Annotated in this window: 11 protein-coding genes and 1 pseudogene; all 12 read left to right on the top strand. The window is 33.7% G+C overall.

The window, feature by feature from the left end:
• Nucleotides 1-34: 34 nt before the first annotated feature.
• Nucleotides 35-1,597 carry a BspA family leucine-rich repeat surface protein gene (locus AC1Q7L_RS15100; RefSeq protein WP_492306896.1) on the top strand — a complete coding sequence of 521 codons (1,563 nt, stop codon included), beginning with the start codon at nt 35-37 and terminating at the stop codon, nt 1,595-1,597.
• Between the two features lie 58 nt (nt 1,598-1,655).
• Nucleotides 1,656-2,498: a T9SS type A sorting domain-containing protein gene (locus AC1Q7L_RS15105; RefSeq protein WP_492306895.1), complete on the top strand. Its 843-nt coding sequence runs from the start codon at nt 1,656-1,658 to the stop codon at nt 2,496-2,498.
• 182 nt (nt 2,499-2,680) lie between these two features.
• On the top strand, nt 2,681-4,399 hold the full coding sequence (locus AC1Q7L_RS15110; RefSeq protein ID WP_492306894.1) for a BspA family leucine-rich repeat surface protein: 1,719 nt from the start codon (nt 2,681-2,683) through the stop codon (nt 4,397-4,399).
• Nucleotides 4,400-4,456: 57 nt separating this feature from the next.
• Nucleotides 4,457-4,614 (top strand): annotated as a pseudogene (gene nusG, locus AC1Q7L_RS15115) (transcription termination/antitermination protein NusG); the annotation flags it as partial.
• Between the two features lie 388 nt (nt 4,615-5,002).
• A complete protein-coding gene (locus AC1Q7L_RS15120) occupies nt 5,003-5,875 on the top strand; it encodes a hypothetical protein (protein WP_492306893.1) in 873 nt (290 codons plus the stop codon).
• Nucleotides 5,876-6,154: 279 nt separating this feature from the next.
• Nucleotides 6,155-6,598, top strand: coding sequence for a 50S ribosomal protein L11 (gene rplK, locus AC1Q7L_RS15125; RefSeq protein ID WP_034760648.1), 444 nt, complete (start codon nt 6,155-6,157; stop codon nt 6,596-6,598).
• Between the two features lie 11 nt (nt 6,599-6,609).
• A complete protein-coding gene (gene rplA / locus AC1Q7L_RS15130; protein ID WP_073291433.1) occupies nt 6,610-7,302 on the top strand; it encodes a 50S ribosomal protein L1 in 693 nt (230 codons plus the stop codon).
• Between the two features lie 17 nt (nt 7,303-7,319).
• On the top strand, nt 7,320-7,916 hold the full coding sequence (rplJ, locus tag AC1Q7L_RS15135) for a 50S ribosomal protein L10 (protein ID WP_410693154.1): 597 nt from the start codon (nt 7,320-7,322) through the stop codon (nt 7,914-7,916).
• A 47-nt stretch (nt 7,917-7,963) separates the two neighbouring features.
• Nucleotides 7,964-8,329, top strand: a complete 366-nt coding sequence (gene rplL, locus AC1Q7L_RS15140) for a 50S ribosomal protein L7/L12 (RefSeq protein ID WP_066754968.1) — start codon at nt 7,964-7,966, stop codon at nt 8,327-8,329.
• Nucleotides 8,330-8,608: 279 nt separating this feature from the next.
• Nucleotides 8,609-9,166 (top strand): hypothetical protein, encoded by a 558-nt coding sequence (locus AC1Q7L_RS15145; protein ID WP_492306892.1) that lies wholly within the window; start codon nt 8,609-8,611, stop codon nt 9,164-9,166.
• A gap of 113 nt (nt 9,167-9,279) precedes the next feature.
• Nucleotides 9,280-10,803 (top strand): beta strand repeat-containing protein, encoded by a 1,524-nt coding sequence (locus tag AC1Q7L_RS15150; protein WP_492306891.1) that lies wholly within the window; start codon nt 9,280-9,282, stop codon nt 10,801-10,803.
• Between the two features lie 38 nt (nt 10,804-10,841).
• Entirely contained in the window at nt 10,842-13,436 is a 2,595-nt protein-coding gene (locus AC1Q7L_RS15155) for a T9SS type A sorting domain-containing protein (protein ID WP_492306890.1), read from the top strand.
• Nucleotides 13,437-13,540 lie beyond the last annotated feature (104 nt).

The raw sequence follows: 13,540 nt of genomic DNA on the forward strand, positions 1-13,540 counted from the left end.
TAAGGATATCTTTGTAACCTTAGAACTTTAATAGATGAATCCGAAATTTTTACTTTTTGCTTTTATGATATTTTTTTCATTAGTAAAAGCACAAAACGAATTTATTACAATATGGAAACCAAGTAATCCTACAATTGGTAATCTAAATACAACTTCTACACAGATTAAATTTCCGGGAATAGGAACCAATTATACTATTTACTGGGAAGAAGTAGGGTATTTGTCACATAATGGAACATTAAGTAATATTACTTCAACAGCAGGGAATCCTGTATTGATTAATTTTGGAACTCCGCAAAATCCTACTGCTTCTAATGCAACATACCGAGTTAAAGTTAGCAATGGAAGTGGAATTTTTTCACAAATTAAATTTTATAATAATGCTTTTGTTGGTGATACTAATAAAATAATCAATTTAGTACAATGGGGAAATATAACGTGGACAAGCATGGCAAATGCTTTTTACACATGTGGTAATTTAGATGTTACTGCTACAGATATTCCAAATTTATCTGGTGTTTCTGACTTTTCACAAATGTTTAGAGGTTGTGATAGCCTTATTGGAAATATAAGTTTTAATCAATGGGATATGAGTTCTGCAACTAATCTGAGTTATATGTTTCTTTTTGCAAAATTTAATCAGCCCATAGGAAACTGGAATACCAGTAATGTTACGAATATGGAAGGAATCTTCAATTTTGGATTAAAATTTAATCAGCCTATAGGAAATTGGAATACGGGAAATGTTACTAATATGAGCTATATGTTTAAAGGTGCCGCTGCATTTAATCAACCTATAGGAAACTGGAATACAAGCAAAGTTACCAATATGTATTATATGTTTGGAGGTGCTACAGTTTTTAATCAACCTATAGGAAATTGGAATACAGGGAATGTTACAAATATGAGTTATATGTTTTCTGATGCTACAGTCTTTAATCAGCCTATTGGAAGTTGGAACACAGAGAATGTTACTAATACGGATTCCATGTTTAATTATGCTAGTTCTTTTGATCAAAATCTTGATACTTGGAATACAGGGAATATGACTAATATGGGTGCAATGTTTTATAAAACCAGCTCTTTTAATAAACCGATGGGTAGTTGGAATTTAATACACTTAACTTCTGCTTCTAGTATGCTTTATTTAACGGCTCTTTCTTGTATTAATTATGATAAAACTCTAATGGGATGGGCAAATAATCCAAATACTCCAAGTAATATCAATTTAGGAAATGCTGCTTCGTTAAAGTATTCTGCTAATTCAGTGACAGCCCGAAATATCTTAGTCAATTCCAAAGGATGGACTATCACTGGTGATGTTTATGATGCAACTTGTGCTCCTCCGTTAGCAACTTCCGAGACAACTGCAAAAGAAGACTTTATACTTTATCCGAATCCTGTGAAAAATGTACTTTATTTAAAGTCAGAAAAGAAAATGTATGATATCAAGATCTATACAATGGATGGCAGAATGGTAAAAGATATTAAACATGCTAATACATCCATTGATGTAGGTGATCTGGCTAAAGGAAATTATATCATTAAAATGATGATAGAAAAAGAAATAAGAACTGAAAAGTTTATTAAAGAATAACAGATAAGCTATTTATTTTATTTTTTTCCTATATATTTGGTCTACTGAATATTCTATTATGAAAAAGACACTTTATTTTTTTTCTTTCTATACACTGTTGCTCTTTGGTACCCTGAAAGCTCAAACTATTGCAGTAAGTACAAGCTGCGGACCACAAAATATTAATTTTAGTGGAATTCAAAATTCAAAAAATGCATACAGTGGATCTACCCCTGGAAATGGTTTCAATCTACAAATTTTTTGGGATGCCACTACTTCAAGATGGGTTACGCAAGGTTGGCAAGGTGCTTATGACATAAATTATACCAGTTCATTGAATACAAGTCCAAATCCCCCATCATTTTCAACTGGAAATTGGATTTCGTATGGATTTAGCGGTTTTTGTCCATTGACTGGATTAAGCGGTAATGGTACTACCTCAATAAATGCAGCAATTGTAGTAACAAATGCCACATGTGGTAATTGTAATGATGGTATAGCATCAGTAACACCAAGTGGTAGCGTAGCACCATACATATTCTCATGGTCACCAAGTGGTGGTAATGCAGCAACAGCAAATAATCTTTCACAAGGTAATTATGTAGTTACAATAACAGGAGCTGACAATAACTCAATTCAAAAAAATATTACTATTGGTAATGCACTTGCTACTAGTGAATCTCAGCTACAAAACAAAGTTGATGTTTTCCCAACATTAGCAAAGGATTTTATTATAATAAATTCTGATCTTAATTCACTATCTAAAGCTGAATTGTATGATTTTGCAGGAAAAAAAGTAATGGATATCTTATTAAAAGACTCTACTACTAAAGTAGATGTTTCAGGACTTTCTGCTAGTGTATATTTTTTAAGGTTACAAACAAAAGAAGGAATAAAGATTCAGAAAATAATTAAACAGTAGGTTTAATTATGATTAATTTGTATTTACTTCTACCAGAAAATTATTAAAGAATAGACAGAAGCTGCTTAATTTTTGCTCATGAAAGTAGTCTTTAGGATAAAATAGAAAGTTTATTTTATTCGATATATTCTCATAATCAGTGATTTCCATTTTTTTATGTACCTTAGTTGTATATATTTCTAATGGAAGCAAGATTTTTACTTTTTGCTTTTTTGATGTTTTTTTCATCATTAAAAGCTCAGAATGAATTTGTTACTGTCTGGAAACCTGCTAATCCTACAATGGGTAGCCTGAATACAACTTCCACTCAGATTAAATTTCCAGGAAAGGGAACCGATTATACTATTTACTGGGAAGAAGTTGGATATCCAGTGCACTCTGGAAACTTGAACCACATTACTTCAACAATTGGAAATCCTGTACTGATCGATTTTGGAGCACCTAATAATCCCGTTCTTGCTGATGCAACATATATTGTAAAAATAAGCAATGGTAACGGCAGCTTTTCTCAAATTAAATTTTTTGATAATGGCTATGTAGGTGACATTAAAAAAATTATTCAGGTATCTCAATGGGGTAATATCGCCTGGACAAGTATGGCCAGTGCATTTTTCTATTGTTCGGAATTAGACGTCACTGCTACGGATATTCCCAATCTCACCAATGTTTCAGATTGTTCTCAAATATTTCGAGATTGTAGTAGTCTTGTTGGAAATGCAAGTTTTAATGCATGGGATACGAGCTCAATAACAAATATGAACCATATGTTTTGTTTTGATCCTCTTTTTAATCAACCTGTAGGAAATTGGGATACAAGCAATGTTACTACTATGAATAGTATGTTTACTGGCGCTGCTGCTTTTAATCAGCCCATAGGAAACTGGGATACAAGCAATGTTACCAATATGACTGGAATGTTTTATAATGCAATATCATTTAATCAGCCCATAGGAAACTGGAATGTAGGCAATGTTTTGTATATGAACGGATTATTTTTAAATGCCATTTCCTTTAATCAGCCCTTAGGAAACTGGAATATAGGAAATGTCTATTTATTGAACGATATGTTTTCTAATGCCGTGTCATTTAACCAGCCCATAGGAAACTGGAATACAAGCCACGTTACTATTATGAATCACATGTTTGCTAATGCTACATCTTTTAATCAGCCCTTAGGAAACTGGAATACAGTAAATGTTACGGTTATGAGCAGTATGTTTAACAATGCCACTTCTTTTAATCAACCGATAGGAAACTGGAATACGGCGAATGTGTCAAATATGAACAGTATGTTTAACAACGCTACTTCTTTTAATCAGTATATAGGAAACTGGGATACAGCAAATGTCTTAAATATGGGATATATGTTTTCTAATGCTACCGTTTTTAATCAATCTTTAGAAAATTGGAATTTATCAAAACTAAACGCATTTAATGCAGCTAATGATATATTTTCTTTATCAGGGCTTTCATGTGTTAATTATGACAATACATTAATAGGCTGGGCAAATAATCCCAATACGCCTATTAACATCAATTTAGGTAATGCTGCTCCATTAAAATATTCTTCTAATTCAATCGCATCGAGAAATATTTTAATAAATTCAAAAGGCTGGAATATTGTTGGGGATATATATATTCCCAATTGTAATTCATTGGGGACTTCTGACGCAAAAACTGAAGATGATTTTATAATTTATCCCAATCCTGTAAAAACAATATTGTATTTAAATTTGGGAAAAAAAGTTTTTGATATTAAAATATATACCTCGGAAGGTAGAATGATAAAAAGTATTAAGCATATTAATACAGCTATTGACGTAAGTGACCTTCCAAAAGGAAATTATATTATAAAAGTGATGGGAGAAGAAATGAGAATTGAAAAGTTTATTAAAGAATAAATATGACTGTTCATTTTTTTATTTAAGAAACATATAGATGGCATTGATGTTTAAACTCCTTACAGTATAGGTGAAAAGTTAAAGTAATTGATGAACCTTTCAATGGAACAGTTGAGAAAATTCTTGAAGATAAAAAGAAAATTGAAGTTTCTGTATTGATCTTCGGAAGAAAAACTCCAATGGAGTTAAGTTTTATGCAAGTAGAAAAAGTATAATTAAATAGTACTTTTTATATTATAAATTAAATACCACCAAGAGGTGGTATTTTTTTGTTTTATGCAATCTTAAATCAATTTCTACTTAATAATTAAATAATTATACTTAAGAAAATTATAAATCTCTATCCTTAATTTAAGAATTATTATTAACTTTTTAATTATCTCCTTATTTTTTATAATTTTCTATTATTTTTCTATTATTTATATGCTTTTCACTAAGATGAGAATTTAATTGTGTTTTAATTTCATTTTAAGGTGATTTATGTTATTAAATTTACTACTCATTTTTTTTGTTTGTTAGCCTTTAAATAGATTTTAGCAGTGTTTACTTTGATTCAATGTTTAGCATTTATACTTTTGATTCTTTAAAATAAATCATAAGACGATGAAAAAAAAATTATCAATTATTTTGTTATGCATAAGTAGTTTTTATTATGCTCAGGTAGGTATTAATACTACAAATTCTCAAGGTATTTTTCATATTGACGGAAGCAAGGATAACCCAATAACTGGTGCTCCCAGTGTTGTTCAACAATCAAACGACTTTTCAGTTCTTGCATCGTCAGGTTTAGGTACAGGTACAATAACTGTGGGAATTGGTACTACAAATCCTACACAGAGTCTGGATATTGCCAATGGTAATTTAAGAATTAGAAATATAAATAATTCTGTAGGAATTTCCAGTGACAGATTATTAGTAGCAGACCCAAATGGCTTAATAAAAGTAGCAGGAGGAGATTCTTTTTCAGCATCAGACAGTGGAAATAGAATGTTAAACGCTGTAGGAGGAACCGACATAAATGCTGCAAATGATTGGAATGACAATGAATTTACAACATTGAAATTAGATGAATTATATGATCCTCAAAGTGCATACGATTCTACAACCGGCGTATATACTGTTCCAAAAGATGGACTCTACTTTTTATACGGTGTTTGCGGATTTACTACACCTGGAACCGGATCTGGGACTTTTGACGGAACTTCGGGCGATGCTTTTACGGCTTTGTATGTAGATACAGGACGAGTGGCAACAACAAGTACGGTAATTCATAGAGGTAATAAAAATCCTTCTATAACCATGCCTCCAAATAGTAATTTATATTTTTTAACAAGTAACGCCACGATTTGGTTAAAGGTTGGGCAAAAAGTTTCACTACAGTTTTTAACGTATGGAACTAATAATATGGTGGGAAATCTTGGTGATCTAAAAATTAGTAAGGGAAGTTCCCGATTAATCATTAATAAACTTCTTTAATATATAATCAAGTTTTTCTATTTTGTGTTCCCTTCTATACTACTATATCAGTTAGGAGGGTTTTTGGTTTATTGGATGGTGTTTTATTTGACTTAATTATTAGCAAGTGTAATTTTTTTTAAATAATCTTACTAAAAATCAAGTCATTCCGTTTGCTATTTCAAAAATATTTCATAATTTTGCAGTCCGAAAAGTAGGTTTACTTTATGTGAGTGCGGTAACCTACTGAATAATAAATGCTTCCAAACTCATTAATTATTCAAATTAAAAATAAGAAAAATGGCTAAAAAAGTCTTTAAAATGGTAAAACTTCAGGTGAAAGGTGGCGCTGCCAACCCTTCTCCACCGGTAGGTCCAGCATTGGGTTCTGCAGGTGTGAACATCATGGAGTTTTGTAAGCAGTTTAACGGAAGAACTCAAGATAAGCCAGGACAAGTTTTACCTGTAGTAATTACAGTATACGAAGACAAATCTTTTGAATTCGTAATCAAAACTCCTCCTGCAGCAATCCAGTTAATGGATGCGGCTAAGATCAAGGGTGGTTCTGGAGAACCAAACAGAAACAAAGTAGGTGCTGTATCTTGGGCTCAGGTTCAAAAAATTGCTGAAGATAAAATGGCAGATCTTAACTGCTTTACAATGGATTCAGCTCTTTCTATGGTTGCAGGTACTGCTAGATCTATGGGATTAAGAGTAACAGGAACTAAACCAACTAACGCTTAAAACTTAAAGAAATGGCAAAATTAACGAAGAAGCAAAAGGAAGCTTTAAGCAAAGTAGAAAAAGGAAGAATCTATAACCTTGAAGAAGGTTCAGCTCTTGTAAAAGAAGTGAACACTGCAAAGTTTGATGCTTCTGTAGATATCGCTGTAAGATTGGGTGTAGATCCAAGAAAAGCAAACCAAATGGTAAGAGGTGTTGTATCTCTTCCTCACGGAACTGGTAAAGATGTTAAAGTATTAGCTCTTGTTACTCCGGATAAAGAAGCTGAAGCTAAAGCGGCTGGTGCTGATTATGTGGGTCTTGACGAGTACTTACAAAAAATAAAAGATGGTTGGACGGATGTTGACGTTATCGTTACTATGCCAGCTGTTATGGGTAAATTAGGACCTTTAGGTAGAGTATTAGGACCAAGAGGTTTGATGCCTAACCCTAAATCAGGTACTGTAACTATGGAAATTGGTAAAGCAGTAACTGAAGTGAAAGCTGGTAAAATTGATTTCAAAGTAGATAAGTATGGTATTATCCACGCTGGTATTGGTAAAGTATCTTTTGATGCTGACAAGATCAGAGAAAATGCTCAGGAATTAATTTCTACATTGATCAAAATGAAACCAACTGCTGCTAAAGGTGTATATGTAAAAAGCATTTATTTGTCTTCTACAATGAGCCCAGGTATTGCAATTGATACTAAATCTGTTAACTAATATAAATCCTTAAGACAATGACAAAAGACCAAAAAGTTGTAGCAATACAAGAGATCAAAGACTTGCTTCAGGATGCAAAAGTAGTATACGTAGCAGATCTAGACGGATTGAACGCTGCTAAGTCTTCAGAATTCAGAAGACAGGCTTTCAAACAAAATATCAAAGTAAAAGTTGTAAAAAATACACTTTTACAAAAAGCAATGGAGCAGATTGAAGGAGTAGATTACTCTGAAATGTTCCAGACTTTTAAAGGAAACTCTGCATTAATGGTTTCTGAGACTGCAAACGGTCCAGCGAAATTAATCCAAGGGTTCAGAAAGAAAGAAGAGAAGCCAGCTTTAAAATCTGCTTTTGTTCAGGAAACTTTCTACGTTGGAGACGAAAACTTAAATGCACTTGCTAACATCAAGTCTAGAGAAGAAATGATCGGTGAAATCATCGGATTACTTCAATCTCCAATTCAAAGAGTTGTTTCTGCTCTTCAAAACAAACCTGAAACTGTAGAAGCTAAAGCTGAAGAAGCTGCTGCACCTGCTGTGGAAGAAACTCCTGCTGAGGCGGCTCCAGAAGCTCCTGCTGCAGAAAGCACGGAAGAAACTCCAAGTGCTGAATAATTAGACTCAAAAAATTAAATAAAATAATCAACAAAAACATTACAACAATGTCAGATTTAAAAAATTTAGCTGAAACGCTAGTAAACTTAACAGTAAAAGACGTAAATGAATTAGCTACTATCCTTAAGGATGAGTACGGAATTGAACCAGCTGCTGCTGCTGTAGTAGTTGCTGCAGGTGGTGGAGAAGCTGCTGAAGAAAAAACTGAATTCGACGTAATTCTTAAAGCTGCTGGTGCTTCTAAATTGGCTATCGTTAAATTGGTAAAAGATTTAACTGGTGCTGGTCTTAAAGAAGCTAAAGATATCGTAGATGGAGCGCCTGCTGCAATCAAAACTGGTATCTCTAAAGACGAAGCTGAAGCTCTTAAGAAGCAATTAGAAGAAGCTGGTGCTGAAGTAGAATTGAAATAATTCAATTTACACTTAAAATAATAAGCCTGGGCAATTTGCTCAGGCATTTTTTTGTGCATTTTATTCTTTTAAAAATTATGTGGCATGTATATAAGTAATCAAATATTGTTATTTGATGAATATTTATAATTAATTATAATTATTTATTTAATAAAAATTTAAGCTATGTATTGAATAATATAAGTTAAATTGATTGTTTTTGTAATTATTTTACTAATAAAACATTGTTTAAGTTGAAAAAATACTATATTTGCATACGAAAAAAACACACGCACTAATTTGAAAAGAAACTACTTTCTTTTCCAAAGTTATTTCACTATTCTCCTTAATTGTGGGATTATTGTACTAACTGTTGGGAATCTTAAAGCTGGATCACTGTTAACGGTAATCAAACCGTGTAACGAGATCTCCGGCATCCCTCAGCAAGAATCTTTTGCTCGTGATATTTCTGTTAATAAAAATGTTGTAAATGGAAATATACTCTTTAATCACTTTAATAATAGTGTTGAGAAGATAAATGCTTCTATTGTTTATCAAGAAAAAAATAAACTTTCTGATAATTTTTTTGAAAAAATATTCACTCCTTATCATTGTAAGGACTCAAATAAAGACCTGCTGAAAATATCTTATTCTGAATGTGATAATAATGACGTTTTAGAATATGTATTTTCATCTCAAAATCAACTGAAAGAAAGAATAAATTTAACTTATAATGTAGACTTTAAAATTTTTAAGATATCCAAAAATGGGATTGGATATACTTTACTACTAAAGATTCCGGATAAAATATTTTCTGAAAGTTCTTCTACAAGACTTTCTTCTGGAATCTCCGTTTAATCAGACTTTTAACGATATAAAATTATTGATTTTTCTCTTTTAAATAAGGGGAAAGGTTATCGGTCTGCTATTTTTTAAAGAAAACACACAAAAAACAACAAATATCATTACAAATGAAAAACAGATTATTCGTTATTTCGATGTTATCCTTTACAGGATTTCTGGCGACTGCGCAAGTTGGCATTAATACTAATCAGGCTCAGGCAACACTAGATGTTGTGGGATCTCCTGCCAATTCAAAATTTTTAGATGGAATTATTGCTCCAAGATTAACTGGGAATCAATTAAGGGCAAAAAACTATACCACTCTTCAAAGCGGGGCAATGGTATACGTAACCGCTGCGGATAGTGGTCCTACCGGCCAAACCATTAATGTAACCGCTGCTGGATATTACTATTTCGACGGAACAAAATGGGTAAGAACGTCAGAAGGAACCAATGTGGGTACTTTAACAGGTTTTTCATCCGGAAATTTGTCTCCATTGTTTACTACAACTGTATCAAACCCTTCTACGAATCCTTCATTGGCATTTAATCTTACCAATGCTCCTGCAAATTCTATTTTTGGAAATAATACAGGTTCAGCGGCAGCTCCGGCTTATTTTTCTGCTTCATCTTTAGCTTTGGCGGGAGATGTTACGGGAACTTTAGGTGCTACAACAGTCGTAAAAATCAACGGATCCCCGCTGGGGACTACATCAACAGCTACTACAGGACAGGTTTTAACTTTCAATGGTACAAATTGGGTTCCTGCTACTCAAACACAGTCTAATGACTGGAAGGTTTTAGGAAATGCAGGTACAACAGCTACTTCAGCTGCTTTAGGAGCTACCATTGCATCGGGTAATTTCTTAGGAACAACTGATGCTCAGAATTTAGTTTTTGCTACAGGTAATAATGTGAAAGGTATTTTGGATACTAACGGAACATTAAATGGGGGAAATGCAAATACTTCTGCTCCTTATGCTTCTTTCTCTTGGGGATCAAATAATACATTTTCTAATACCTCTTCATCAAACATAGCTTTAGGTAGAGGAAATACGGTTGCCGCTCAGGCTGCTAATTTTCCTGGAGTAGCGATCGGTGCTTCAAACTCTGCTTTAAATGGTGCGAAAGTAATAGGAAATTCCAATTTTGCTACAGATTCAAATACCGTTGTTTTAGGAAATAATAATGGAACATCAAGTGCTAATGTAAGCGGAATTAACGTAGGAAATTCTAACGTAAACTCCGGTGGTTTTGCCTTCGGTACAGGAAATAGCGTAACATCAAATAACTATACTTTCGGTAATGCCAATACGGCAAGTGGTGCAGCAGGAGCTATTGGATTTGGATTTGGAGCGAATGCTGTTATTCCAAATCAGACAGTTTATGCAAATACAACTCATACTTTTTCTGGTTCAGGAGTAATAGGTACGGCAATTACTGATGTGGGAGTTAACATGACGCCGAGTGCTACTAATATTGCTGATTTGGAAGTAAGTAAAGGTGTTTTATTAAAAGGAATAACTCCGCCAGTGGTTGCTGATTGCAACGCAAGTAACGAAGGTACAATTGTATATGGGAAATCAGGAACTACCGGAAACTTTTATGGTTGCAAGCAGACTGGGGGTGTTTTTGCTTGGCAGACATTATAAAAACAAACACAATAATTAACAAAAACAAACAAGAAAAAATGACAAAAAAATTATTCGGGAGAATTACGGCGTTCTTAATGACGCTTGTAGTATCTGTAATGGCTTTTGGTCAGGGTTACACGCCTATACGAGGTATGGGTGTAGAAGCAAAACCTGTGAACGGAAGCGGAATTTGTTTAGCATGCTACAATGGAAGCATGAATCCTGTTATCGATTCTAATCTTGATAACAGTGTAAGTATGGGTAGCTTTGCTACTTTGGTAAGTGGAAACGGTATTTCGGTAAAAAACACAAACACAACATATCCGGCAGGTTATATTACCGGTTTTAATGTAGATTTAGGAACGAGCGTTATCACGGCAAGCTTTCTAAGCGGAATTAGAATCAGTACATACAAAGCTGGAGTTCTTCAGGAAACGTCAACAAACACAACATTGCTTTCTGTTCCTGCATTTGGAGGAAGTAAAACAAGAATTTTCTTACATTTTAAAACTTCAAAAGAGTTTGACGAAGTAAGATTATATCAAGTAAACGTACTTTCTGTGTTCAGTGCATTGAATGTGTACTATGCTTTTGCTTTTGATCCGGCTAAAGTTCCGACTGATAATAATGGAATTTGTGATGATATCATTGCTGGAAGCGGTGTAGACGGAAATGTATCTGGAAGCAGCAGTTTCTTGGCTCCACTTTCTTATGTGAACAACAGAGAGAAAATTGGTGACGGAGACAAAAATTCTTACGGATCAATTGTTTTACCTGCAGGATTATTGGGATCTTATTCTGTTGGAGTTTTAGATAAAAATCAGGTATATCCGGCTGGTAACAAAGCAGGATTCGTAATCGAGCCTGATGATCAGGGAAAACTGTTAAGTGCAGAATTCTTAAAAAACATAACTGTTGAAACTTATTTATTCGGGCAACTGCAAGATTCTAAAAACCTTAGTGATGGAGGGGGACTTATTAACATTAAAGTATTGAGATTTGGTTCCAATAAACAAAAAATATCTCTTACTGCTACAAAACCTTTTAACGAGGTTAGACTTAAAATAACACAAACTGTCGGAGTAAACTTTGGTGCTTTAAAAGTATATTATGCTTTTGAAGAGCCTCAGGGATGCGACTGTAACGAAAATATTCAGACTTCCGGAACGTCAAGACTAGGAGATATTGTTCCCGGTGCTTCTTGGACGGGCGCTTCCGGAACTATTTTCGGATTAACAAATATTACAAACACAGGAAATGTTGTAGATACAAATACTTCAAATTTTGCGACTGTAAATTTCTCACCAATCAATCTTTTGATTCCAACGGTAAGACTTACTGTAAAAAGTAACACAGGAGATTATCCTGCAGGAACTTTTGGAGGTTTTACGTTAACGAAAAGTGCTAATTTATTTACAATTAATGCTTTAGATTATATTACAATTACTTTTTATAAAGGAACAACTGTTACAGAATCCAGAACTTCTGGAGGATTGTTCAGCGGACAGTTTTTTACTTCTGCAACCAATCAGTTTTATGTAGGATTTACTGCTACAAAAGCATTCGACAGAATGAAAATAGAGATCAATCCCGGAATCGGAGTTACTCTAGCTCAACAATATTATATTCACAATGCATTTGTTCAGTTGGATGATGATCAGGACGGAGTTCCAAACTGTAACGACAAATGTCCGAACGGTGATGACAGTATTGACAACAACGGAAACGGTATACCTGACTGTGCGGAAGGATGTTCTGTATTAAATGACAAATCTCCGGTTCTGGATTCTGATGGCGACGGTATTCCTGATGCTTGTGATGGTGATGCTGATAACGACGGTATTCCAGATGCTTTGGAAGATCTTAACCACAATGGGAAATTTGAAGACGATGATGTAGATGGTGATAAATTGGTGATTGCGAACTTAGGTGACGGAATTTCAAGTTATTTAGACTTAGATTCTGATAATGATGGAATTTTAGACTTATTCGAATCAGGTATTCCAACTTCTGTAATCAATCAAATCGATGCAGATCATAATGGAGTTATTGATGCTGGTGTTGCAGCAGGAAGTAACGGTATTGCAGATCTTTTAGAAACTTCACCGGATTCAGGAGTAATGAAATATCCTCTAATGAATACAGACGGAGATGACAAACCTGATTTTGTTGATTTAAAATCAAACAATGCAGACTACGATCTTTATGTTATCGGAAAAGATAATTTGGATGATCTTGGAGCTGGATTTATTTCTAAAATAAATGATGCAGACTTAGATGGTATTCAGGCAGTTGTGGATAATGATTTAATTAAAAAAGGATCTCCAAATTCTCCACTTTCTCCTTACGCATCTTTTGCAAAAACCGGAGCTAAAATGTCAGCAAAAGCTACAACAGATATTTCTGCTGTCGTGAATGATATTAAAGTATATCCAAACCCTGTAAGATCTGGTGAAAATGTTTACATCAAATCTTCAGGTGCTAAAGAAGACGGAACATACACAATGTTCTCGGCTCAAGGACAATTAATCAAATCGGGCAAATTCTCTGGAGATGCCGAAATCAATACATCTTCACTACCTACGGGTATGTATATCATTAAAGTAGAGACTAAATCAGTTGTGAAATCTTACAAGGTTATTGTGAAATAATTTTTAAAAAGTTTCTACAGAAAGGCCACCCGAAAGGGTGGTTTTTTCAAATAACACCCCTTAATTTCAAATTAAAACATAAATAGATATTATTCAAAATAACC

It is taken from the genome of Chryseobacterium sp. GW823-FHT05E08, assembly GCF_058795655.1.

What these genes read in the sequence shown, in the direction of transcription:
- AC1Q7L_RS15100 (WP_492306896.1), top strand. Translation starts at nt 35, where the DNA reads ATGAATCCGAAATTTTTACTTTTTGCTTTTATGATATTTTTTTCATTA.
- AC1Q7L_RS15105 (WP_492306895.1), top strand. Translation starts at nt 1,656, where the DNA reads ATGAAAAAGACACTTTATTTTTTTTCTTTCTATACACTGTTGCTCTTT.
- AC1Q7L_RS15110 (WP_492306894.1), top strand. Translation starts at nt 2,681, where the DNA reads ATGGAAGCAAGATTTTTACTTTTTGCTTTTTTGATGTTTTTTTCATCA.
- AC1Q7L_RS15120 (WP_492306893.1), top strand. Translation starts at nt 5,003, where the DNA reads ATGAAAAAAAAATTATCAATTATTTTGTTATGCATAAGTAGTTTTTAT.
- rplK (WP_034760648.1), top strand. Translation starts at nt 6,155, where the DNA reads ATGGCTAAAAAAGTCTTTAAAATGGTAAAACTTCAGGTGAAAGGTGGC.
- rplA (WP_073291433.1), top strand. Translation starts at nt 6,610, where the DNA reads ATGGCAAAATTAACGAAGAAGCAAAAGGAAGCTTTAAGCAAAGTAGAA.
- rplJ (WP_410693154.1), top strand. Translation starts at nt 7,320, where the DNA reads ATGACAAAAGACCAAAAAGTTGTAGCAATACAAGAGATCAAAGACTTG.
- rplL (WP_066754968.1), top strand. Translation starts at nt 7,964, where the DNA reads ATGTCAGATTTAAAAAATTTAGCTGAAACGCTAGTAAACTTAACAGTA.
- AC1Q7L_RS15150 (WP_492306891.1), top strand. Translation starts at nt 9,280, where the DNA reads ATGAAAAACAGATTATTCGTTATTTCGATGTTATCCTTTACAGGATTT.
- AC1Q7L_RS15155 (WP_492306890.1), top strand. Translation starts at nt 10,842, where the DNA reads ATGACAAAAAAATTATTCGGGAGAATTACGGCGTTCTTAATGACGCTT.